Here is a 22,539-nt window from a genome sequence, read left to right on the forward strand (position 1 = left end):
AAAAAAAGTGCTACCTTTGCATCCGCAAACGAGAAATAAAGAGTTCTTGTAAGAACCGGTACCTTGGATGAGTGGCTTAGTCAGCGGTCTGCAAAACCGTGTACGGCAGTTCGAATCTGCCAGGTACCTCGAAGAATAAAACTCCGAAACTGCTTTTTTAAAGTGTTTCGGAGTTTTTTGTTGTAGGGAATTGTTTACCCCTTCTATAAAATATCATTCGCTGAATAGTTACAGCTTACTTATTAAAGATTGAATAAAATGAAAAAAGTTGGATTTCTGATTTTCTGTCTGTTTGCTATGTGCAGCATGGCAGGCAAGGCGCAGGATGTAGTGGCGGACAGTACCGGCTACATCGTTAAGGTAGGGGAGATGGCTCCTGATTTTACAGTGAAGCTGACGGATGGGAAAAGCATTACCCTTTCGGAACTTCGTGGGAAGGTGGTCATGTTGCAGTTTACCGCGAGTTGGTGTGGGGTATGCCGTAAGGAGATGCCTTTCATTGAGAAGGATATTTGGCTGAAACATAAGTCGAATCCGGATTTTATGCTGATTGGCATCGACCGTGACGAGCCATTGGAGAAAGTGATTGCTTTTGGTAAGTCAACCGGAGTGACCTATCCTTTGGGTCTGGACCCGGGAGCGGATATATTTGCGAAGTATGCGCTCCGCAAGGCAGGCATCACGCGCAATGTCCTGATTGATAAGGAAGGGCGTATTGTGAAGCTGACACGTTTGTATAACCCTGAAGAATTTGCTTCTTTGGTGAAGGAGATTGACGGAATGCTGGCTGAATAGTCGGAATGAGAAGTATAAAAAGAAAGGGGTGTGTCGAACCCAGTTTCGACACATCCTCTTCTTTTTATGCTTGTCGGGATAGTTTGGCAAGATAGTCATAATGTGTACCCTCTTTCACCAGTTCTGCTGTAAAGCCGTTTTCGGCAGCATAAAGGCTCAGGGTTTGGAAGTCGATGTAGAGCCAGTCAAAGGAGTCGCCTTTGACATTCCTGTATTGCATCTGGAAATCTACCTCTCCGTAGTAATCGCCGGCAAGGTCGATAACAATACTGCCATCTTCCTCTTCGAACAGATAGCTCAGGTTGCTGGAATCCATTAAAACGCAACCTCCAGGTCGGAGCAGCAGCTTCATCTTCCGGAAAAAATCAGGCAGATTCTCCAACTTTCCGATAATGCCGGAACCGTTCATCAGCATCAGGATAGTGTCGTATTCATCGGCAAACTGTTCATTGAACAAATTGGTTTGTGACACGCTACGCACACCTCGCAGCTTCATCACTTCCACGGAAAGCGGGGAAATGTCAATGGCATGGACCTCTTTTCCGGCTTCTTGCAGGGCAAGGCTATGGCAACCGCTGCCGGCGCCCACATCCAGAATCCTTCCGGTTGCCATTTGCAGAGCAGTACGCTCCAGCAAGGGCATTTGCTTTTCTGTGCGGAATAGCTCTTCGACGGGAATTTCGTCCTCATCGAATTGTGAAGAGAACACGCGTAGGCGGTCGGCTTTATGCCGTTTGAAGTAATCGGCTATGGCTGCGCCCATCGGGTCCTTGTCGGCAGGCAATAAGGCTGTATTAATCATTTCTTATGTCTGTTAGCGCGTTTGCGGCGGATTTCTGCTTTCATTTTGGCTGAGGCGGAACCGTGTTGCCCGGTAATGTAGGTTTTCTTCTTGGCTTTGGTCTTTATCTTGTTTTCTTCTTTAGGTTTGTCCTTTTTGCCTTTGAAGACAATACCACCCATCATCGCTTCTTCTATACTCATATATTTCGTTGTTTTAGTGATGTAAAATATCATTTCTCCGGCAGTACCTCAATCCAATAGTCATCCGGGTCATTGATAAAGTACAGTCCCATTGCTGTGTTTTCGAAACATACCCATCCGTTTTCCTTATGGTATTGGCGTATGGCGTCGTAATCGCCGGATACGCGGAAGCAGAGGTGACTCTCGTTCTCTCCTAATTCGTAGGCTTGTGGGTGCTCTTTCAAGCAGGTCAGTTCCAGCAGGAAACCGGTACTGCCGTCAGTCAGATAGACCAGGGTGAAAGAGCCGTCGGACGACTCTTTCCTATGATGTTCTTTCAGCCCCAGTGCCTTTTCGTAGAATGCGATGCTGCGTTCCAGGTTGGTGACATTGATATTAAAATGGTCGAATTTACTTTTTATTTCCATTTGTTTATTTCTGATTTGATTATTTCTGATTTGATTATTTACCATTTACAGTCTGCGTGTGCGGTCATTTGACCATTGCTTTCAGAATTTCGCCTACATACGTGCGTGGCATACCCTCCATCGTTGCCGGTGAGGGCAGCTTCTTACATTCCAGAATAACCGTAGGCTCTGTCTGTCCCGTAGGATAGAAACGGATGGTATAGCTTTCTGCTTTTTCCATTTGTTCATACGGTTGGTCGGGCGACAGTATGCTGAATACAACTGGTTTGCCGTTGACTTTACCCAAAGAACCTCCGGAGTTTGCTGTCATCATGGTCATGTTGAAAGGCTCTTGGCCGATGACGATAACCAATTTGCCTGCTCCGGTCTGGATGGCATCGGCTGACAATTGCTCGGGGGCTATGGTCTTATATTCTTGCTGCTGGCTCTTTTGGGCAGGAACCAGTGCGGCAGGTTTCTTGACTTGGGGCACTTCAATGACTTGGGCATTTTCCACGACGCCTTCGGATGCCTTTTCAGCAGCCTGGGCGGGTTCTACGGTAACTTGTTTCTTCGGGGTGATTACCGTCGGACCGGAATTGACGACAGCCTTCACCTCTTTCTTTTCTTCCTTCTTTTTTTCTACCGGAGCTTTGGCAGTGGTGGCGCTCAATGCTTCTGCTGCTCCCAGGCAAAGGTCATCAACAAAGTCTACGGTTTTTCTGCGCCACTTGGCAAGTCCGCGTACCAGTTTGGTCTTCGCCTTGTTTAAGGCATACTTGTCTACAATCCACTCTTCGGCGGTATATTTTTCTTTTCCTTCGCGGTAGTTAAACCGTATCTTCTCTACTTCGAGCACGCTCTTTTCGGGTTGGCAGGTCACAGTCAGCTGGTAAAGGATTTTGGTACGGTCTAATGACAGAGCCGTAGAACTGAATACAATCCATTCATCCCCGATACCTACAATCTGTCCTTTCTCTTTGTCTGAGAATACTACACGGCTGGTATTTTCATTCTCTTTCAGACGGGCATTCATCCAGCCGAGCAGACGTTCGTAGATTTCATCTTGAGACATGCCGGGGATACTGAATTCTTTGGTGAATACCACTTTACCGTCCACCTCGGGAACGGCACCGGCCAAATATTTACTGTCGTCCCTATCCTGCGCCTGCAGCATGGTCGGCAGACAAAGGCAAAACAGTGTAAAAAGAAGTTGTGTCAAATTTTTCATAATAGTATGTGTTTTAATTATTAATTTACGAATTACGGACTACAAGTTACGAGTTATAAGTTAGGGGGTGGGAAGTTCGAAACTTTCGCCCCGGTGTGTGATGCTGAAGAAACGGCATCCTTTTGCTTCGGCAAACTGCCGGAAGGCGTTGCCTCCCTGATAATCTTCACTGAAGTGCATCGGTACAAATATAGTGATTTTTATTCGTTCCACGAATTGTTCTGCTCCACGCATATAATCTTTTCCGATACGGCTGTCCACCGGAAACATGGCTACATCTATGGCAGGTGCAGTTTGCTGCAGAGCTCTCACTTCGGCCAGAAAGTCACCTTCGGCCTTGCGTATTTCCTGCGGGGTAGATTCCTCGCTCCAGTGCCAATTGTTCAGGTCACCGGCATGGAACAGCCGCCTGCCCTGCAGGTCTATCAGGAAGGAGATACCCACATCGGTGGAACCGAAGGCCCGGATACGGATATGTTCGTCTTCGTAGGTGTCGCCCTTATTGATGTAGGTGGCATCTTCCGCTGAGGCGCGGCGGTGCTTTAGGATGTCTTTGGAGAATATGTAGCGGATATCGGGCCGCAGTTTTTTCCATGAAAGAACTTCGCGATTGAAATGGTCGGGATGGAAATGCGAGCATAGTACGTAGAGTACGCCCGGCTTTTCCAAGAGATAGTCGTGCACGATACCTTTATTGAAAAACTCTTCCGAGGAATCTTTATAGTAATCGATAATGACCGTCACTCCGTCCGCTTCAATCGCGAAGCCGCTATGGTAGATGTAATCAAGTTTCATTTACGGATTGAATTATAGCGCAATATTACAAAAAACGCTACACAAACTTCCGGTTTAAGCTGTTATTTTATGTAAAAGCACGCTACATCGGTACTTCTATGAAGAGAATGTGAGAGTCTTTCAATGTTTCCAGCTCAAAACTGCTGGTTTCGTACACTCCCATTCCGTCACGACGTGAGAGTATTGTGCCGTCCACTTTGACTTCACCTTCCATTACGAAGATGTATACACCGGAATGCGATTGGTGCATGTGGTAGTCAATCTTCTTTCCGGATTCTATTTCACCGATAGAGAACCAGGTCTGTTGTAACAGTCTGGCAGGAGCATCGCCGTCAGGGGATACTATTAGTGCCATTTCATTTTTGCGCAGGAGTGGACGTACGTCGAAGTCCTGGTATGCGGGTGGTGTGTTCAGCTTTTCGGGCATCACCCAGATTTGCAGGAATTCTACCGCTTCAGTGTCACTGCCGTTCATTTCGCTGTGGTAGATGCCGGTGCCGGCGCTCATGGTCTGTATATCTCCCGGAGTGATGACGCGGCTGTTCTGATGACTGTCCCCATGTTTCAGTTTCCCTTTCAGGGGAATGGAGATGATTTCCATATTTTTATGAGGATGTGTGCCGAAGCCTTTTCCCGGAGCCACACGGTCGTCGTTCAGTACACGCAAGGCGCCGAAATTCATCCGACGGGGATTGTAATACTCGTCGAAACTGAAGGTGTGGTGGCTATCAAGCCAATCATATAGGGAATGACCTCTGCTGTCTGATTTGTCTATAACTTTTTTCATAATTTATTCCTTTTCTTAAAATGGTTTATGTACTAGTAACGCTTTGGAAAGCTATAAAGTTTAAAAACCGATGTCTAAGAATTTATAAATGAGTGGGGACTATGCCATGACCTCGTTCTCCAGTAGTTTATGGTTCATGAAGTCTTTGATGTTCTGCAACGTTGTCGAAGCAATGTTTGCCAGTGCCTCGCGTGTGAAAAATGCCTGGTGCGAAGTGACGATGACATTATTGAAGGACAGTAGCCGCGCCAGGGTATCGTCATCAATGATTTTGTCCGATTGGTCTTCATAGAAGTATTCGCTTTCCTCTTCGTACACATCCAGGCCGGCAGAGCCGATTTTCTTGTTTTTCAGTCCTTCAATTAGGGCGTTGGTATGGATGAGTTGTCCACGTCCGGTATTGATAATCATTACTCCGTCCTTCATTTTACTGATGGAATAGTCGTTGATGAGATATTTGGTCTGCTCAGTCAGCGGGCAGTGCAGGGAGATGATATCCGAATTGTGATAAAGCTCATCCAGGCTGGTATATACCACTTGATGTTCACGGGCGAAATTATAGTCGGGATAGAGGTCGTAGGCAAGGATATTCATGCCGAATCCGCGCAGGATACATATCAGTTTCTTGGCAATTTTTCCCGTACCGATGATGCCTGCTGTCTTTCCGTACATATCGAAGCCCAGAAGTCCGTGCAGCGAGAAGTTTCCATCCCGTGTCCGCCAGGTGGCGCGTGGAATTTTACGGTTGAGGGATAACATCAAGGCAACGGTATACTCTGCCACGGCATAAGGGGAATAGGCGGGGACGCGCACTACGGTAATGCCACAGTCGGCAGCCGCTTTCAAATCTACATTGTTGTAGCCGGCGCAGCGCAACGCCAATAATTTCACGCCGTTGTCCGCCATCAGACGGATAACTTCGGCATCGGCCGTGTCGTTCACGAAGATACAGACTGCATCTACGCCTTGGGTTAAAATAACGTTGTGCTTGTTGAGATGCCCTTTATAGTAGCGGAGCTCAAAACTATATTCCTTGTTCTTTTCGTTGAAAGACGCTTCATCATAAGGTTTGCTGCCAAAAAATGCAATAGTGTATGCCATGGGATTTGTTGTTTTTTAAATGTTACATAATTATAAAGAGATAACAAGTGGAAAGTTGATATGGTTCAGTGGCCGGAAGGATTCATAAAATGATAATTATTTCCATTTGTTTCATCAGAAACTATTGGGTATTTCAATTAAAGTATTATATTAGGATAACTTTATGCACAAAAATCTTTTTTCATGTGCAATATTATTGTACCTTTGCGCCCGAAAACAATTAAAAAAGATTTAGATGAGAAAATTTTCGTTGATTAGCATTGCGATGCTAATCGTTTCAATTCCAACTTTTGCAGGGGATTATTTGACTAATACAAATCAGAATGCTGCTTTCTTGCGTATGATTGCACGTGGTGCTTCCATTGATGTTGACGGCGTTTACAGTAATCCTGCCGGTTTGGCATTTCTTCCCAAAGATGGCTTTCAGGTAGCCCTTACCATTCAAAGTGCTTATCAGACGCGTGACATTGCTGCAACCAGTCCCTTATGGACTATGGATGGGCAGAATACTACCCGCTATTATGAAGGAAAGGCTTCCGCTCCTGTCATCCCTTCCATACATGCTGTATATAAGAAAGGCGACTGGGCATTCTCTGGTAGCTTTGCTGTGGTAGGCGGCGGTGGAAAAGCCTCTTTCAACCGGGGATTGCCGATGTTTGATGCTGCAGCTATCGGACTCGTGACAAAAGAAACGGAAGCACTGGCTACAAACTTTGGTTATGCTGTGACTCCGGATAAATATACCATTAATTCTGCTATGGAAGGCCGTCAGTTTATTTATGGTTTCCAGTTGGGATTAAGCTATAAGATAAATGAACACTTTGCTGTGTTTGCCGGTGTGCGCATGAATTATTTTACTGGTGGTTACAAGGGTTTCCTCAATGTGGGGCTGAATAATGGTGTGGCCGAGCAGATAGGCGGTGCCATTGTACAGAAATTGATGCAGGCAGGACTTACCCAAGAGCAGGCAATGGCAAAGGCTGCGGAAATATCAGCTCCTATGATGCAAAAGCTGGATGACTCGAAGATTGAGTTGGATTGTGACCAAACCGGTTGGGGACTGACCCCTATTATCGGAGTGGATGCCAAGTTCGGCAAGCTGAATCTGGCTGCGAAATATGAGTTCAAGGCAAACATGAACATTGAGAATGATACGCACGAATTAACCTATCCGTCGGGAGCCGAAGCTTATATGGCTCCTTTTGTGAACGGTGTGAATACACCGAGCGACATTCCTTCTATGTTGTCGGTGGCTGCAGGCTATGAGATTCTTCCTTCTCTGCGTGCTTCGGTAGAGTATCACTTCTTTGATGACAAGAATGCCGGTATGGCAGATGGCAAACAGAAGGCATTGACGCACGGTACGCACGAGTATTTGATTGGTGCGGAGTGGGATATTAACAAATTGCTTACAATCAGTGGAGGTTATCAGAAGACTGATTACGGATTGAGTGATGACTTCCAGTCGGACACCAGCTTCTCTTGTGATTCTTATTCGGTAGGTTTCGGTGGTCGCATCAACCTTAGCAAAGCGTTGAGCCTGGATGTGGCGTACTTCTGGACTACTTACAGCGATTATACAAAGAATAATCCTCGTGGCCTTGCAAGTGGCAATACTGCAAATGTGGTGGACAAGGATGTGTATAGCCGTACCAACAAGGTATTTGGTGTCAGCGTAAACTATAAGTTCTGATTTCACAATCCTACCTTTATATATTAAGAAGCCGTCTCAAATATCGATTTGAGGCGGCTTCTTTCTTATTTTATATTGGATTAGAAAGAATACTGTACAAGCAGGTTCATACGGTTGGCATGGTTGGTGGAATTGTCGAAGTTGGTTCGCCAGCCACGCAAATATTCAGCGCCTACCTGCATGTTCGGGGTTACGTTCCAGAATACGTTGGCTACGAAATACTGCCCGTAGCGGTAGGTACTTGGCAGGTCGTTGGGATAACCGTCTTCAGAGTAAAGGCGGGACATGCTGTAAGTGCTTGAAAGGAATATCTTTGGAGAAATGTTATATTGCAGACCTGCATACCAGCCCAGCATGGGCAATGCCTGCATTTTGCCCTCCTTTTCGGGATTGGGGACAATATCGACGTTCAGATTACTGATATCGTTCAGGTATTGCCCGATACCTTTACCATAGTTGACTTGCCCGAATGCCTGCCATTTTTTACCGAGGTTGAAGGTCGTTGAGGCTTGTACACCGTATCCGGTGACACTGGATGCCTTATCCCTCTCCACACTGGTATATGTCATGCTGCGGATGATACCTCCTACACGCAGATGACTGCTGCTGTTCCAGCTGTATTGTGCCGAAGCCGTGAAGTCCGGCATGCGTTGCTGGGCAATCTCGAATTGGCTGTTTGTAGTGCCGTCAACGGCAGGCGCCTCGATGGAAGCTTTGAAGCGAAAGTCTTTCAGCCCTTTATAAGTATATGACAATTGTGTGGCGCGGTAGAATGTAGCGCCGTTGGGACCCTGAAAGTCAATGGTAGAAGGGAGGGCGCCTAAGTCCATGAAACCGCCATAATTGTATCCTATTGTTATATTGCGGAATGAAAGATAGGCATTGCGCAGTTGGAATGTCTTGTCTCCACCACGGAAATTTCCAGCAGTATAGACTGTGAAGTCACCCAATAGCCGGGTGTGTCCGACCAATTTCAGAAAGATAGTAGCCGTACTGGCATCCATCTGAAATTGATTTTTGATTTTACTACTGCTTGGAATGTTGGCAGGAACAAAGTCGATGTCATCCACAATACCTCCAAAATCATACTCGCTGGTGGCACGGACATACCCTCCGATACCCAGGGCGAATTTGCCTTGTTTGTCCATCAATAAGAAGCGGGGAGCTTTCGGGTCATGGATGTAAGGCAATTGTGACTCATTCATGATGCGGATAATTTCGTCGCCCGCTTTGTCGATGGTAACTATGACAATGCCGTTTGGGGCTTCGTCATCGATAATCTCTTTTTTTTGTGCATGGATAGTGGACAAGGGAAGTCCAGCTACGCACAACAGAAACATTGCTTTTAAGATTGTTTTCATTTAAGTTAGGTTTTGATGAATGTGCTTTCAACAACTTAATTTCAAAATGGTTTTGGAGTGAGCAGAAGAAAGCGTATATTTGCGCCCGATTTAACGATTACAAAAACATCGAATATTGTGTCTTTGTATAATGAGGTATAAGTAGCAAATCGTTAAATTTAAAATGTATGATGCCGTGAATAGCGGTCGTGTATTCTAGAACACCACGTAAAAAACAGGAGTATGAAACAAAAAGTATCTGTACCTTTTATGTTGCTGGGCATTCTGTTCAATGTATGCCTGATTGCAGCCAATCTTCTTGAGACTAAAGTTATCCAGGTTTTTGGTATTACCGTAACAGCCGGATTGCTGGTCTTCCCGATTTCTTATATTATCAACGATTGCATAGCCGAGGTTTGGGGCTTTCGTAAAGCCCGCCTGATTATCTGGAGCGGTTTTGCCATGAACTTTTTTGTGGTAATGCTGGGACTGATAGCCGTGGCGTTGCCTGCCGCCCCTTTCTGGGATGGTGCCGCGCATTTCAATTTCGTTTTTGGAATGGCGCCCCGTATTGTCATAGCCAGTCTGACGGCATTCTTGGTGGGCTCTTTTCTGAATGCTACGTAATGAGCCGCATGAAACTGGCAAGCAACGGGCGTAATTTCTCCGCACGTGCCATTTGGTCGACGGTGGTTGGTGAGACGGCAGACTCGTTGATTTTCTTTCCGGTAGCATTCGGAGGAATCATTGCATGGCGGGAGTTGCTGGTGATGATGTGTATCCAGATTCTGCTGAAGTCCATGTACGAGGTATTGATACTGCCTGTGACTATCCGTGTGGTAAAAGCTATTAAGCGGATAGACGGTAGTGATGTCTATGATGAAGGCATCTCCTATAAAGTATGGAAAATAGGCGATATTTAAAGCCCCTTACCCGTAGTGAGGGGAAATCAGTTATTATGTCAAACAAATAATTAGCAATGCGAGGCGTGTCAGAATTCACCACAGATTACACGGATTAACACAGAATGAGCTTAATCTGTTGATAATCAAAAATGCTTATCTGTGCAAATCTGTGTAATCTGTGGTGAATACCAGTTTCGACACACCCTCCTTTTAACAAGATGAATAAGGACACAGCTTTGGTGGTATTCAGTGGCGGGCAGGACTCGACCACTTGCCTCTTTTGGGCAAAACGTGAATTTAAGAAAGTGTATGCGCTGAGTTTTCTGTATGGACAGAAGCATCAGAAGGAAGTGGACTTGGCGAGGGCCATTGCCCGTAAGGCAGGTGTGGAGTTCGAAGTAATGGATGTTTCCTTTATCGGCCGGCTGGGACATAATTCATTGACAGATGCCGGCATGGAGATGGACCAGGAAAAGCCGGCGGACAGCTTTCCGAATACTTTTGTGCCGGGACGCAATCTGTTTTTCCTGAGTATAGCCGCCGTCTACGCCCGTGAGCGGGGGATTAATCACATTGTGACGGGGGTGTCGCAGACCGATTTCAGCGGTTATCCCGATTGTCGGGATGCTTTCATCAAGTCGCTTAACGTGACGCTGAACCTGGCTATGGACGAGCAATTCGTACTGCACACCCCACTGATGTGGATTGACAAAGCGGAGACCTGGGCGCTGGCAGACGAGCTTGGAGTGCTCGAACTTATACGCCACGAAACGCTGACTTGCTATAACGGTATCCCGGGAGACGGTTGTGGACACTGCCCGGCATGCACGTTGCGCAGAGAAGGATTGGAAAAGTTTTTGGCTTCTACTAAATGAGGCACACTTGTATCACTAAAAATATATGGCTATGACAGAATTGAAAGACCAACTTTCCCTTTTGGGGAGAAAGACAGAATACCGTCAGGACTATGCCCCCAAAGTATTGGAGGCATTTGATAACAAGCATCCCGGCAATGACTACTGGGTGCGTTTCAACTGTCCCGAATTCACCAGTCTCTGTCCCATCACGGGGCAACCGGACTTTGCGGAAATACGGATTTGCTATATCCCCGATGTCAAGATGGTAGAGAGCAAGAGTTTGAAACTCTACTTGTTCAGCTTCCGCAATCATGGTGCTTTCCACGAAGATTGCGTGAACATCATAATGAAAGACCTCATTCATTTGATGAACCCTAAGTATATTGAGGTGACGGGTATCTTCACCCCGCGCGGAGGCATCTCCATTTATCCGTATGCCAATTATGGACGTCCCGGCACGAAGTTCGAGCAGATGGCGGAGCATCGTTTGATGAACCGTGAATGAGGACCGCTCTTCGAAGGCCTCCGCAAATAAAGGGAGGCTTTGGGAGCAAATCCTATCCCCACATTGCGGATATGTATCCCAAGGCTTGGGATGTCTGTCCCAAGGTTTGGTTTTTCTATCCCAAGCCTTGGGATAGAACTTTCTTCCTGTTTTCAGGCATTTTAGTATTGATTCCCCGAACTTTTTTTTATAGGATGCCGGCATCTTTTTCACCGGTATCCGACGATGCGGTATGTGGTACGGCTCCGCAAACGCTCCTATTCCCGACGGACCGCCAACTGCTGGTTCGCATTACTTGCTAAGAACGGTTTGTCCGACAGATACTTAATTGGAAGGAGTGTCAAAAGGAGAAAAAGGAACACAAATTACACAAGTTTGTTGTAGGATGTTCACTGATAATACCTATCAATGGTGATTGCCAGGTATGATATATATGATAAATCCACTCCATACAATTACCTACAATAAGCGATTGCACAGTTGGCTGTTAATAATGACCTTTGCATCGGTTTACTAACAACAACTTATAATTCTTGTAAAATTGAAGGCATATACACTTACATTCCCGCTGCTGTTTTTCCTTCTGTTGGCTTCTCTGTCTGTACATGCGCAGAGGGGAGGAGGGATGATTTCGGGTAGAATCATTTCTACGGAAAAAGAAACGGTGGATTTTGCGACTGTTTATCTGAAAGGGACGAGTTATGGAGGAACCACGAATCAGGAAGGCCTCTATCACATCAAGGCGCCTGCCGGCGACTATACGCTGGTGGTGTCTGCCGTAGGTTATACAAAGGTGGAGAAAAAGGTGAAGCTGGCGGGTGATGAGCGGATGAAGCTGAACATAACCATCGCTCCCGAAACGCAACAGCTGGACGAGGTGACTATCGTTTCTACCGGAGTGAGCCGGGTGAAGAGGTCGGCATTCAATGCTGTGGCAGTCGATACAAAGGAACTCCAGAACACCACGAAGAATCTGAGCGATGCCTTGACCAAGGCTCCGGGCATGAAACTCCGTGAGTCGGGTGGGGTAGGTTCGGACATGCAGTTGATGCTGGACGGTTTTAGCGGAAAGCACGTCAAGGTGTTCATTGACGGTGTGCCGCAGGAAGGTGTGGGAAGCTCCTTTAGCCTGAACAATATTCCGGTGAGCTTTGCCGACCGTATAGAGGTATATAAGGGTGTAGTTCCCGTGGGCTTCGGTACGGATGCCATTGGCGGTGTCATCAATATTGTTACCAACAAGAAACGCCGGAACTGGTTCCTGGATGCTTCTTATTCTTACGGCTCGTTCAACACCCACCGCTCATACGTTAACTTCGGACAGACTTTCAAGAACGGTTTCAGCTATGAAATCAATGCCTTTCAAAACTACTCGGACAACGATTATCATGTAGATGCACCGGTAAAGAATTTTGAGACGGGCAGCTTCAACGAAAGTGAGAAGGTGTGTGTGAAGCGTTTCAATGATACTTACCACAACGAAGCCATTGTGGCTAAAGCGGGTATTGTGGACAAAAGTTGGGTGGACCGGCTGATGTTCGGTTTCACCTATTCGCACATGTACAAGGACATACAGACCGGCGTACGCCAGAAGACAGTCTTCGGGGAAAAGCACCGCTTCGGTCATTCACTGATGCCTTCGATGGAATACAGCAAACGCAACCTGATAATCAAGGGGCTGGATATGGTGCTGACAGCCAACTACAATCGCAATGCCACTACGAATGTGGATACTGCCCGCTACGAATACAACTGGCTTGGTGAGAAACATCCGCTGAACAGCCCCGGCGAACAGTCCCGCCAGTATTCCCGTGCCGATAATGACAATTGGAACGGTACTTTGACCTTGAATTACCGCATTGCCAGAGTCCACATGCTGACTTTCAATCATGTGTTGAGTGCATTCCAGCGTGATAATACTTCACTGTTGGCGGTGGAAGAACAGACGGATGCCATTGCCAAGCAGACCCGCAAGAATATCTCCGGTTTGTCATACCGCCTGATGCCTTCCGAAAAGTGGAACTTCTCGGCATTCGGCAAATACTACCGCCAGTATGTGGCAGGACCTATGGCCGAGGATGATACCGGTAGTAATTATGTACGCACCAGCCGTACGGTAGACTCTTGGGGATATGGTGCTGCCGGAACCTACTTCATCTTGCCCGGCTTGCAGGCGAAGCTCTCTTATGAAAAAGCTTACCGCCTGCCCACTATCGAAGAGATGTTTGGTGACGAAGACCTGGAGAGTGGAGACATCGGCATCCGCCCCGAGAAAAGTGACAACATCAACTTGAACCTGAGTTATTCCCGGAGTTTTGGAAAACATTCCGTCTACGTGGAAGGCGGTGTGGTATACCGCAATACGAAGGATTATATCCAGCGTAATATCCAGGACTTGAGCGGAGGAAAAGAAGGGGCCACTTATACCAACTACGGCAAGGTACTGACGAAGGGATACAATGTATCGGCACGCTATGGCTTCGGACGCTGGCTGAGTGTGGGCGGCAACTTCACGCAGATGAATGTGCGTGACAATGAGAAGATGCAAATCGGCAGTACCGGCAACTCTGTGGAAAATCTCGGTTACAAGGCACGCATTCCCAATGTGCCCTATCAGTTTGCTGATTTTGACGTAAACTTCTATTGGCGCGACCTCTGGAAGAAAGGGAATATGCTGTCCGTGACTTACGACAACCAGTACATGCACAGCTTCTCCTACTATTCGCAGGCCATCGGTAGCAAGAACAAGGATTTCATGGTACCCGACCAGTTCTCCCATAACCTGACATTGAGCTATAGTCTGAAGAATGGCCGCTATAATATCTCGTTTGAATGCCGCAACTTCACGAACGAGGATTTGTACGACAACTTCAGTCTTCAGAAAGCCGGGCGTGCATTCTATGGCAAGGTACGTGTACATTTTGGTGATTAATAAATATAATGGTTTTAATAGGTGTAATTAATAAGAAGAACAAATGAAGAAGAACTATCTTTTGTCCGGCTTCTTTGCAATGGCAATGACCGGAATGGCTTTAATTTCTTGTACAGACACAGACGAACCGGGTTCCGGCTCCGGTTCTGGTTCCGGCTCAAAGGGTAACTATGTGATAGCTGCCACGGCTACAGTTTCAGGTAGCTCCGTTCCTGTCCTGCTGACAGCCGAGTCGCTGGAAAGCGGTGAAATTACTGCTGCCGGCAATGGCCTTGTGAACGATGGGGCTACTTACTGGGTGTTCTACGGAAACAAATATCTGTATGCCTTGAACTATCACCAGGGAAATGCAGGCACTACCCAGTCGTTCATTATGAATACAAACGGTGAACTGGAAAAACGTAGCCAGGAGTATAACGTCAATCGTTTCACTACCTACGGCTATTATGACCAATTTATAATGACGACTTCTACCGGCGACGGCCCTACGGAACTGAATGATGCAAATGGATATACTCCCCAATCTTTTTTGATTTCCTATCTGGATGTCGAGAAACAGACTTATACAAAGAACTCGGTAACAAAGGATACTCCATTTCTTGCCGAAAATTTCCTTGAAAATGGTGAATACGTAACACTGGCCGGTATAGAACAAGTAGGCAGTAAGGTTTATGCAGCAGCCATTCCCATGGGGCTTAGCCAGTATGGTTGCATGCAGAAGAACGAAGACGGTAGCTACAAGTGGGTGCTTTCCGGTAATGAGGATTTAATAAAGACAGAATCCGGCGGGCAGGGTAGCGGTGCCTATGAGAAGGACGAATTGCAATGGACCCAGTATCCTAATGAATGCCATATCGCTATCTTTGGTGATCAGACACTGAATTCTCATAAGGTCATCACTACAGACAAAATCAGTTATGCTGCCGGACGTAACCGCTCACAGTACTACCAGATGAACTGGCTTGCCGACGACGGCTATGTATATGTATTTTCTCCGAGCTATGCCAAGACCATGAGTGACTCGCGTCAGCAGACTACATTGCCTGCTGGAGTTGTACGCATCGATACCAAAGCAGAGGAATTTGATGCCGCTTATTACTATAATCTTGAAGAGAAAGCCAATGGCGCCTCTTTCTTGCGCACTTGGTATATTTCAGGTAATTATTTCCTGCTGCTGATGTATGATAAGGCAATTACGGCATCAGACAAGGTTGCCAACCGACTTGCCGTCTTCAATGCCTCCACCGGAGCTTTGACTTATGTGGACGCCTTCCAGGCGATGTTTCCGGCTTTGGTAATACCCCGTACATGGAAAATGGCAACGCATATGTGGCAGTCACTACCTCTTCCGGCTATCCTGCCATCTATAAGGTAGACCCTGCCAATGCAACAGCTACCAAGGGTCTGGTTGTCAATGCAACCCAACTGAATGGTGTAGGTAAACTGGAATAAAGCTCCTATGAAAAAAGTTTTTCGTAAGATACATTTATGGCTTTCAGTCCCCTTCGGGCTACTGATTACCCTTATCTGTTTTTCCGGAGCCATGCTGGTATTCGAGACGGAGGTGATGGAGCTTTGCCGCCGCGACCTCTACTATGTGGAGAAAGTCGGGCCGGCACCGCTTCCCATGGGCAAGGTGGCCGAAAAAGTAGCCGCTACTCTGCCGGATAGTGTTTCTGTGACGGGTGTCACAGCCTCGTCTGCTCCGGAGCGTGCCTGGCAGGTGAACCTTTCCAAACCTCGTCGTACTTCCGTCTATGTAGACCAGTATACGGGTGAGATAAAGGGCAAGTATGAGCGTGCGCCGTTTTTCATGACAATGTTCCGCTTGCACCGATGGTTGTTGGACAGCATGAAGCCCGATGGAGGCATCTTCTGGGGGAAAATGATTGTGGGCACTGCCACGCTGATGTTTGTCTTTGTACTGTTATCGGGCATTGTCATCTGGTGGCCCCGTACAAAAAAGGCTTTGAAGAACAGTTTGAAGATTGTTGCCGGTAAGGGTTGGCGTCGGTTCTGCTACGACCTGCATGTGGCAGGCGGTATGTACACGCTGGTTCTTCTGTTGGTAATGGCGCTTACGGGACTGACATGGTCTTTCTCCTGGTACCGCACCGGCTTCTACAAAGTTTTCGGAGTGGAAACCACGCAAGGGGGTGGAGGACATGGTGCTCCGGCACAAACTGCTGCCCACTCTCCTTTTACAAGCTGGCAGAAGGTTTACGAAGAACTGAAGGAACTCAATCCCGATTATAAACAGATTACCGTGTCCAAAGGCTCTGCTACGGTTTCTTTCAATCGGTTGGGCAACCAGCGTGCTGCCGACCGCTATACGTTCAATCCCCGTAGCGGTGAAATCACCGGGGCTACCTTATATAAGGATGCCGACGCTTCAGGAAAAATCCGTGGCTGGATATTCTCCGTTCATGTAGGCAGTTGGGGAGGGCTGACCACCCGCATATTGAGTTTCCTTGCCGCTTTGGTAGGGGCCAGTTTGCCGCTGACGGGCTATTATCTTTGGATTCGCAGATTGGTTCGGAAGGGCAGTAGGAAAGCGAATATGCAATTAAAGAAAGTTGCTTAGAAAAAGCAGGCAGTTTTATAAAAGGATGAAGATGTCCACAAGATGCGCAGGCGTGCGTGTTTTGTGGACGTTTTCATATAGGTATGTCTGGAGAATGAATGCTTTATTAAAAATACTGAAAAATAAATGGAAAAATGTAATCATGATTACACTTTTTTAGATTGTAACTGCCTATTTTTGCTGAAAATATTCATTTTATGGCGAAGTTACCAATCATAAGTAAACTATTTCCGTCCTACAGATGGAAAGTAACGGCACTCATTGTATGCGGTGTCCTCGTCGGCGGAGGAGGCTTGTTTATGTATCTTCTCCGGGCGCACACTTATCTGGGAGATGACCCTGCGGCATGTGTCAACTGCCACATCATGGCTCCTTATTATGCAACCTGGATGCACAGTTCCCACAGCCGGGATGCCACTTGTAACGATTGCCATGTCCCTCATGAGAATATAGTAAAGAAATGGGCTTTCAAAGGCATGGACGGCATGAAGCACGTGGGTGCCTTTCTCATTAAAAGCGAGCCGCAGGCCATCCAAGCCGAGGCAGCAAGTGCGCAGGTCATTATGAATAATTGCATCCGTTGCCATACGCAACTGACCAACGAGTTTGTGGATGCTGGTAAAATAGACTACATGATGACCCTCACCGGCGACGGAAAGGCATGCTGGGATTGCCACCGCGACGTGCCTCATGGCGGAATGAACAGTCTTTCGTCTACACCCGCTGCATTGGTACCCTATCCGGAATCTCCCGTGCCGGAGTGGTTGCAGAAACTGATAAAGGAATAATAACAATAAATCTTCATAGATATGGAAAAGAGATTAAAATCGTGGCAAGGATGGCTGTTGTTCGGTGGTTCAATGGTCGTTGTATTTGTCTTGGGGCTATGTGTTTCTGCCTTGATGGAGCGCAGGGCCGAGCTGGCAAGTGTATTCAATAACCGCAAAACAGTGATTGAGGAAATTGAGGCACGCAACGAAGTCTTTAAGAGTGACTTCCCCCGTGAGTATCAGACATGGACTGAAACTGCCAAGACCGACTTCCAGAGTGAATTCAATGGAAATGTGGCTGTGGATGTATTGGAACAGCGTCCCGAGATGGTAGTGCTCTGGGCGGGATATGCCTTCTCCAAAGACTATTCCACTCCGCGCGGACATATGCATGCCATCGAGGACATTACGGCAACTCTTCGTACCGGTGCGCCTGCCACTGCTACGGATGGCCCGCAGCCTTCTACCTGCTGGACTTGCAAGAGCCCCGATGTGCCCCGCATGATGGAAGCTATCGGTGTGGATGCTTTCTATAACAATAAGTGGGGCGCTTTGGGCGATGAAATTGTAAACCCGATTGGTTGTGCCGACTGCCACGAACCGGAAAACATGAACCTGCATATCAGCCGTCCGGCTTTGATAGAGGCTTTTGAACGCCAAGGCAAGGATATTACCAAGGCCACTCCGCAGGAGATGCGCTCACTGGTATGTGCGCAGTGCCATGTGGAGTATTACTTCAAGGGCGACGGCAAGTACCTGACTTTCCCCTGGGACAAAGGTTTTACGGTGGAAGACATGGAAGCCTATTATGATGAGGCTGGTTTCTACGACTATATACACAAGTTGAGCCGTACCCCTATCCTGAAAGCGCAACATCCCGATTTTGAAATAGCCCAGATGGGTATTCACGGCCAGCGTGGCGTATCGTGTGCGGACTGCCACATGCCTTATAAGAGTGAAGGTGGCGTGAAGTTCAGCGACCACCATATACAGAGTCCGTTGGCTATGATAGACCGTACCTGCCAAACCTGCCACCGCGAAAGTGAGGAAACTTTGCGCAACAACGTCTACGAACGCCAGCGCAAGGCCAATGAAATCCGTAACCGCTTGGAGCAGGAACTTGCCAAAGCCCATATCGAAGCTAAATTTGCTTGGGATAAGGGAGCTACGGAAGAGCAGATGAAAGATGTGTTGGCGCTGATTCGTCAGGCGCAATGGCGTTGGGATTTCGGTGTGGCATCTCACGGCGGCTCTTTCCACGCACCGCAAGAAATCCAGCGTGTCTTGTCTCATGGGTTGGATAGAGCCATGCAGGCGCGTTTGGCTATCTCCAAGGTGCTGGCGAAGCATGGATATACAGACGATGTTCCTATGCCGGATATCTCCACCAAAGACAAGGCGCAGGAATATATCGGGCTCGATATGGATGCCGAAAGAGCTGCAAAGGACAATTTCCTGAAGACTACAGCACCGGCTTGGCTGGAAAAAGCGAAAGCTAACAACCGGTTAGCACTAAAATAAATTTGTACATCGTCAAATCATAAATCAGAAGATGTGGAAGAAACCGTGGGGATATAAGGAAGGTCTTATCTGTGGGGCAGGACTGTTTGTCACGGGCTTGCTGTTACAGTGGAGCGTTGGAGGCATTCGTTGGGGCTTGTTTGCATGGCCGGTCAATATCATTGTTCTGGTGTTGTTCTTGCTGTTGCTGGCAGGGATGCATGGGCTTCGCAAACGGGTGTATTGTTTCGGATGGCTCAGTCATTATACGGCTGCAGTTTCTTCCCTGGTCTGTGTGGCGGCTATCACTGTCATTATGGGGTTGGTACGGCAGGTTCCCTCCACCCATCCTTCGGCAGATGTCATCGGCTTTTCGAAAATGCTTTCTTTTTGGCCGTTTGTGTTACTTTATGTCTGGCTGGTTGCTGTCTTAGGGATGACTATTCTCCGTGCCGCTATCCCCTTCAATGTGCGTAAGATTCCTTTTCTGCTGAATCATGTCGGCTTGTTTGTTGCCCTTCTGACGGCAACGCTGGGCAATGCGGACATGCAGCGTCTTAAAATGATTACCCAATTGGGCAAGACCGAATGGCGTGCCACAGATGAAGGCGGCAAGCTGACGGAACTTCCGCTTGCCGTTGAGCTGAAAGAATTTACCATACACGAGTATCCTCCCAAACTGATGCTGATAGACAATGAGACGGGGCAGGCACTGCCGAAGGATATGCCGGAACATTTGTTGCTGGAAGAGAGGGTGGAACGGGGAAAATTGCTGGATTGGGACATCTCCATCTTTCAAACCATTCCGATGGCTGCCTCCGTGGCTACGGAAGATACCTTGAAGTTTACTGAATTCCATTCGATGGGAGCTGCCTATGCCGTTTATCTGAAAGCGGTGAATACCGCCTCCGGACAGTCGAAGGAGGGATGGGTGAGTTGCGGCAGCTTCATGTTCCCCTATAAGGCATTGCGCTTGTCGGAGCAGACCAGTCTGGTGATGCCCGAACGTGAACCGCAACGGTTTGTGTCCGCTGTTACGGTTTATACGCAGGCGGGAGATGTGGTGGAAGACACTATCGAGGTGAACCGTCCGTTGAAGATATCCGGGTGGAATATTTATCAATTGAGTTATGACGAGACGAAGGGACGGTGGAGTGACGTCAGTGTCTTTGAACTGGTGCGCGACCCCTGGCTCCCGGCTGTATATGCCGGCATTATAATGATGGTGCTGGGGGCAGTCTGCTTGTTTGTCAATGCACCAAAAGGAAAAGAAGAAAGAAAGGAGGAGACGGTATGAGTTGGGATTATTTTGCTCTGTTTGCCATTGTCGCTTTACTCTTCTGGGGACTGGGAGCTTTCGCTGCATGGCGTGGCAAACGTCCGGCAGTGGTATATACCTTTACCTGCCTGGGACTGGTTGTCTTTTTCAGTTTCATTGTCGGTATGTGGATTTCTTTGGAACGTCCTCCGATGCGGACGATGGGAGAGACCCGTCTGTGGTATTCGTTTTTTCTTCCGTTGGCGGGAATCATCACTTACAGCCGTTGGAAGTATAAATGGATTCTTGGTTTCAGTACCATTTTGTCACTGGTGTTTGTCTGCATCAATATATTCAAGCCCGAAATACACAATAAGACTTTGATGCCTGCCTTGCAGAGCCCGTGGTTCACTCCTCATGTCATTGTTTATATGTTTGCCTACGCCATGCTGGGTGCCGCTATGGTGATGGCCGTCTACCTGCTGTGGTTCAAGAAGAAGGGGATTGAAAGGCATGAGATGGCTCTGTGCGATAATCTGACTTATGTAGGGCTTGCTTTCATGACGCTGGGTATGTTGTCCGGTGCCGTCTGGGCAAAAGCTGCTTGGGGACACTATTGGGCATGGGACCCTAAAGAGACTTGGGCGGCGGCTACCTGGTTTTCCTATCTGGCATATATCCATTTCCGTCTGGGGCGTCCCGCGGCACGTCGCAAGGCATTGGTCGGCCTGCTTGTTTCTTTTCTGCTGTTGCAAATGTGCTGGTACGGCATCAATTATTTGCCCTCGGCACAAGGAGTGAGTGTACATACGTATAACTTAAATTAAAATACTTATGAAGATAGTTTATTTGGCATTAGGCTTGTGGCTGTTGCCCGGAATGTTGTGGGCGCAAAGTGCGGAGAAAGAGAACGAATTCACCATGTCGATGCAAATCAGACCCCGTGCAGAATACCGTAACGGTGCACAGTTCCCACGTTTCGAGGGGGACAAAGCAGCTGCATTCATCAACAACCGTGCACGCCTTTCCATGGAGTACAAACGCTCGGACTTGAGCATGAAGATTTCCGCCCAGCATGTAGGGGTGTGGGGACAAGACCCGCAGATAGATACTAACGGGCGTTTCATCATGAACGAAGCATGGGCAAAGCTCGATTTCGGTGCCGGTTTTTTTGCACAACTGGGACGTCAGACCTTGTCTTATGACGACGAACGTATTTTAGGAGGACTGGACTGGAATGTCGCAGGCCGCTATCACGATGCCTTGAAGCTGGGCTATGCCAAGAATGCCCACCAACTGCATTTCATTCTTGCCTTCAATCAGAACAAGGAAAAGTCAAAAGGCGGTACCTATTATTATGACGGTGCGCAACCTTACAAGAATATGCAGACCCTTTGGTATCATTATGCGGCGCAAGCTTCCAATCTTGATGTCTCTTTATTGTTCATGAATCTGGGGCTGGAAACCGGTGATGCGGAGACCGAGACCTCCCGTACCCGCTATTTGCAGACGTTTGGTACTTACGTGACTTATCAACCGGAATCGGGAAACTGGCTGCCCGTGCAGGCTGCTTTCTATTACCAGACCGGAAAGAACAAGAATGCGCAGAGTGTATCTGCCTTTATGGCAAGCGTGAAGGCTGCCTATGCCATAGACAAGCAATGGAGTGTGAGCTTGGGTTATGATTATCTGAGTGGCAGTGACGGGGAGGGTGACAAGTTCAAGGCTTTCGATCCCCTTTACGGAACACATCATAAGTTCTATGGAGCGATGGATTATTTCTATGCTTCTGCCTGGCAGGGAGTCGCTCCCGGTTTGCAAGATGCCCAGTTGGGTGTTAACTTCAAGACATCCAAGCAGGTGAGTATGCAATTGAATTATCACTATTTTGCTACTGCTGCCAAGCTGGATGATGTAAAAAAGGGATTGGGTTCGGAGATAGACTATCAGCTTGACTGGAATGTGATGAAGGACGTGAAACTTTCTGCCGGTTACTCCATCATGCGGGGTACGAAGTCCATGGACGTGGTGAAAGGCGGCGACCATAAACGCTGGCAGGATTGGGGCTGGGTATCTGTCAACATCAATCCGAGAATCTTGTTTGTAAAATGGTAGT

19 protein-coding genes, 1 tRNA gene and 2 pseudogenes are annotated in these 22,539 nt (G+C 47.6%); 14 read left to right on the forward strand and 8 right to left on the reverse strand.

Annotation, left to right across the window (positions count from 1 at the left end; genetic code table 11):
* Positions 1 to 57: 57 nt before the first annotated feature.
* A tRNA-Cys gene (locus JCM16496_RS13270) sits at positions 58 to 129 on the forward strand.
* 177 nt (positions 130 to 306) lie between these two features.
* Positions 307 to 795 (forward strand): TlpA family protein disulfide reductase, encoded by a 489-nt coding sequence (locus JCM16496_RS13275; RefSeq protein ID WP_487247155.1) that lies wholly within the window; start codon positions 307 to 309, stop codon positions 793 to 795.
* 64 nt (positions 796 to 859) lie between these two features.
* On the opposite strand, the gene JCM16496_RS13280 is transcribed toward JCM16496_RS13275, so the two are convergent.
* The 7 genes from JCM16496_RS13280 to JCM16496_RS13310 form a co-directional block, all read right to left on the reverse strand.
* On the reverse strand, positions 860 to 1,597 hold the full coding sequence (locus tag JCM16496_RS13280; RefSeq protein ID WP_128809604.1) for a class I SAM-dependent methyltransferase: 738 nt from the start codon (positions 1,595 to 1,597) through the stop codon (positions 860 to 862).
* Positions 1,594 to 1,779 (reverse strand): hypothetical protein, encoded by a 186-nt coding sequence (locus tag JCM16496_RS13285; protein ID WP_008664928.1) that lies wholly within the window; start codon positions 1,777 to 1,779, stop codon positions 1,594 to 1,596. Before JCM16496_RS13285 ends, JCM16496_RS13280 begins: the two co-directional genes overlap by 4 nt.
* Positions 1,780 to 1,808: 29 nt before the next feature.
* Positions 1,809 to 2,186 carry a VOC family protein gene (locus tag JCM16496_RS13290; RefSeq protein WP_025834860.1) on the reverse strand — a complete coding sequence of 126 codons (378 nt, stop codon included), beginning with the start codon at positions 2,184 to 2,186 and terminating at the stop codon, positions 1,809 to 1,811.
* Positions 2,187 to 2,250: 64 nt separating this feature from the next.
* Positions 2,251 to 3,396 carry a DUF4468 domain-containing protein gene (locus tag JCM16496_RS13295; RefSeq protein WP_025834862.1) on the reverse strand — a complete coding sequence of 382 codons (1,146 nt, stop codon included), beginning with the start codon at positions 3,394 to 3,396 and terminating at the stop codon, positions 2,251 to 2,253.
* Between the two features lie 60 nt (positions 3,397 to 3,456).
* Positions 3,457 to 4,191, reverse strand: coding sequence for an MBL fold metallo-hydrolase (locus JCM16496_RS13300; protein WP_025834863.1), 735 nt, complete (start codon positions 4,189 to 4,191; stop codon positions 3,457 to 3,459).
* An 82-nt stretch (positions 4,192 to 4,273) separates the two neighbouring features.
* On the reverse strand, positions 4,274 to 4,978 hold the full coding sequence (locus JCM16496_RS13305) for a pirin family protein (RefSeq protein WP_025834866.1): 705 nt from the start codon (positions 4,976 to 4,978) through the stop codon (positions 4,274 to 4,276).
* 99 nt (positions 4,979 to 5,077) lie between these two features.
* Positions 5,078 to 6,079, reverse strand: a complete 1,002-nt coding sequence (locus JCM16496_RS13310; protein WP_025834868.1) for a 2-hydroxyacid dehydrogenase — start codon at positions 6,077 to 6,079, stop codon at positions 5,078 to 5,080.
* Between the two features lie 235 nt (positions 6,080 to 6,314).
* On the opposite strand from JCM16496_RS13310, the gene JCM16496_RS13315 reads away from it, so the two are divergent.
* A complete protein-coding gene (locus JCM16496_RS13315) occupies positions 6,315 to 7,772 on the forward strand; it encodes an OmpP1/FadL family transporter (protein ID WP_025834870.1) in 1,458 nt (485 codons plus the stop codon).
* Between the two features lie 80 nt (positions 7,773 to 7,852).
* Here JCM16496_RS13315 and JCM16496_RS13320 read toward each other — a convergent pair whose 3' ends face one another.
* Entirely contained in the window at positions 7,853 to 9,133 is a 1,281-nt protein-coding gene (locus JCM16496_RS13320) for a DcaP family trimeric outer membrane transporter (RefSeq protein WP_025834872.1), read from the reverse strand.
* Positions 9,134 to 9,445: 312 nt separating this feature from the next.
* On the opposite strand from JCM16496_RS13320, the pseudogene JCM16496_RS13325 reads away from it, so the two are divergent.
* The 11 genes and pseudogenes from JCM16496_RS13325 to JCM16496_RS13375 all read left to right on the forward strand — a co-directional run bounded on the left by JCM16496_RS13325 (position 9,446) and on the right by JCM16496_RS13375 (position 22,538).
* A pseudogene (locus JCM16496_RS13325) lies at positions 9,446 to 10,035 on the forward strand (queuosine precursor transporter).
* Positions 10,036 to 10,235: 200 nt separating this feature from the next.
* Positions 10,236 to 10,892, forward strand: a complete 657-nt coding sequence (gene queC / locus JCM16496_RS13330; protein WP_025834873.1) for a 7-cyano-7-deazaguanine synthase QueC — start codon at positions 10,236 to 10,238, stop codon at positions 10,890 to 10,892.
* 31 nt (positions 10,893 to 10,923) lie between these two features.
* Positions 10,924 to 11,379: a preQ(1) synthase gene (gene queF / locus JCM16496_RS13335; protein WP_025834875.1), complete on the forward strand. Its 456-nt coding sequence runs from the start codon at positions 10,924 to 10,926 to the stop codon at positions 11,377 to 11,379.
* A gap of 625 nt (positions 11,380 to 12,004) precedes the next feature.
* Positions 12,005 to 14,311 carry a TonB-dependent receptor gene (locus JCM16496_RS13340; RefSeq protein WP_244440376.1) on the forward strand — a complete coding sequence of 769 codons (2,307 nt, stop codon included), beginning with the start codon at positions 12,005 to 12,007 and terminating at the stop codon, positions 14,309 to 14,311.
* Positions 14,312 to 14,354: 43 nt separating this feature from the next.
* Positions 14,355 to 15,763 (forward strand): annotated as a pseudogene (locus JCM16496_RS13345) (DUF4374 domain-containing protein).
* 7 nt (positions 15,764 to 15,770) lie between these two features.
* A complete protein-coding gene (locus JCM16496_RS13350; RefSeq protein ID WP_025834880.1) occupies positions 15,771 to 16,895 on the forward strand; it encodes a PepSY-associated TM helix domain-containing protein in 1,125 nt (374 codons plus the stop codon).
* Between the two features lie 197 nt (positions 16,896 to 17,092).
* Positions 17,093 to 17,683 (forward strand): cytochrome c nitrite reductase small subunit, encoded by a 591-nt coding sequence (gene nrfH / locus JCM16496_RS13355; protein WP_025834882.1) that lies wholly within the window; start codon positions 17,093 to 17,095, stop codon positions 17,681 to 17,683.
* Positions 17,684 to 17,704: 21 nt separating this feature from the next.
* Positions 17,705 to 19,186 carry an ammonia-forming cytochrome c nitrite reductase gene (gene nrfA / locus JCM16496_RS13360; RefSeq protein WP_025834883.1) on the forward strand — a complete coding sequence of 494 codons (1,482 nt, stop codon included), beginning with the start codon at positions 17,705 to 17,707 and terminating at the stop codon, positions 19,184 to 19,186.
* A 31-nt stretch (positions 19,187 to 19,217) separates the two neighbouring features.
* Complete coding sequence (locus JCM16496_RS13365; protein ID WP_025834884.1) at positions 19,218 to 20,462, forward strand: cytochrome c biogenesis ResB family protein; 1,245 nt, start codon at positions 19,218 to 19,220, stop codon at positions 20,460 to 20,462.
* Positions 20,459 to 21,250, forward strand: coding sequence for a cytochrome c biogenesis protein (locus tag JCM16496_RS13370; RefSeq protein ID WP_025834887.1), 792 nt, complete (start codon positions 20,459 to 20,461; stop codon positions 21,248 to 21,250). The genes JCM16496_RS13365 and JCM16496_RS13370 overlap by 4 nt, the downstream gene beginning before the upstream one ends.
* A 7-nt stretch (positions 21,251 to 21,257) precedes the next feature.
* Positions 21,258 to 22,538 carry an alginate export family protein gene (locus JCM16496_RS13375; RefSeq protein WP_025834889.1) on the forward strand — a complete coding sequence of 427 codons (1,281 nt, stop codon included), beginning with the start codon at positions 21,258 to 21,260 and terminating at the stop codon, positions 22,536 to 22,538.
* Position 22,539: the final 1 nt, after the last annotated feature.

It is taken from the genome of Bacteroides rodentium JCM 16496 (assembly GCF_000614125.1).
In the GTDB taxonomy this organism is placed as follows: Bacteria; Bacteroidota; Bacteroidia; order Bacteroidales; family Bacteroidaceae; genus Bacteroides; species Bacteroides rodentium.

What these genes read in the sequence shown, in the direction of transcription:
- nrfA (WP_025834883.1), top strand. Translation starts at nt 17,705, where the DNA reads ATGGAAAAGAGATTAAAATCGTGGCAAGGATGGCTGTTGTTCGGTGGT.
- queF (WP_025834875.1), top strand. Translation starts at nt 10,924, where the DNA reads ATGACAGAATTGAAAGACCAACTTTCCCTTTTGGGGAGAAAGACAGAA.
- JCM16496_RS13280 (WP_128809604.1), bottom strand. Translation starts at nt 1,597, where the DNA reads ATGATTAATACAGCCTTATTGCCTGCCGACAAGGACCCGATGGGCGCA.
- JCM16496_RS13295 (WP_025834862.1), bottom strand. Translation starts at nt 3,396, where the DNA reads ATGAAAAATTTGACACAACTTCTTTTTACACTGTTTTGCCTTTGTCTG.
- JCM16496_RS13315 (WP_025834870.1), top strand. Translation starts at nt 6,315, where the DNA reads ATGAGAAAATTTTCGTTGATTAGCATTGCGATGCTAATCGTTTCAATT.
- JCM16496_RS13350 (WP_025834880.1), top strand. Translation starts at nt 15,771, where the DNA reads ATGAAAAAAGTTTTTCGTAAGATACATTTATGGCTTTCAGTCCCCTTC.
- JCM16496_RS13310 (WP_025834868.1), bottom strand. Translation starts at nt 6,079, where the DNA reads ATGGCATACACTATTGCATTTTTTGGCAGCAAACCTTATGATGAAGCG.
- JCM16496_RS13370 (WP_025834887.1), top strand. Translation starts at nt 20,459, where the DNA reads ATGAGTTGGGATTATTTTGCTCTGTTTGCCATTGTCGCTTTACTCTTC.
- nrfH (WP_025834882.1), top strand. Translation starts at nt 17,093, where the DNA reads ATGGCGAAGTTACCAATCATAAGTAAACTATTTCCGTCCTACAGATGG.
- JCM16496_RS13375 (WP_025834889.1), top strand. Translation starts at nt 21,258, where the DNA reads ATGAAGATAGTTTATTTGGCATTAGGCTTGTGGCTGTTGCCCGGAATG.
- JCM16496_RS13275 (WP_487247155.1), top strand. Translation starts at nt 307, where the DNA reads ATGGCAGGCAAGGCGCAGGATGTAGTGGCGGACAGTACCGGCTACATC.
- JCM16496_RS13290 (WP_025834860.1), bottom strand. Translation starts at nt 2,186, where the DNA reads ATGGAAATAAAAAGTAAATTCGACCATTTTAATATCAATGTCACCAAC.
- JCM16496_RS13365 (WP_025834884.1), top strand. Translation starts at nt 19,218, where the DNA reads ATGTGGAAGAAACCGTGGGGATATAAGGAAGGTCTTATCTGTGGGGCA.
- JCM16496_RS13300 (WP_025834863.1), bottom strand. Translation starts at nt 4,191, where the DNA reads ATGAAACTTGATTACATCTACCATAGCGGCTTCGCGATTGAAGCGGAC.
- JCM16496_RS13340 (WP_244440376.1), top strand. Translation starts at nt 12,005, where the DNA reads ATGATTTCGGGTAGAATCATTTCTACGGAAAAAGAAACGGTGGATTTT.
- queC (WP_025834873.1), top strand. Translation starts at nt 10,236, where the DNA reads ATGAATAAGGACACAGCTTTGGTGGTATTCAGTGGCGGGCAGGACTCG.
- JCM16496_RS13305 (WP_025834866.1), bottom strand. Translation starts at nt 4,978, where the DNA reads ATGAAAAAAGTTATAGACAAATCAGACAGCAGAGGTCATTCCCTATAT.
- JCM16496_RS13285 (WP_008664928.1), bottom strand. Translation starts at nt 1,779, where the DNA reads ATGAGTATAGAAGAAGCGATGATGGGTGGTATTGTCTTCAAAGGCAAA.
- JCM16496_RS13320 (WP_025834872.1), bottom strand. Translation starts at nt 9,133, where the DNA reads ATGAAAACAATCTTAAAAGCAATGTTTCTGTTGTGCGTAGCTGGACTT.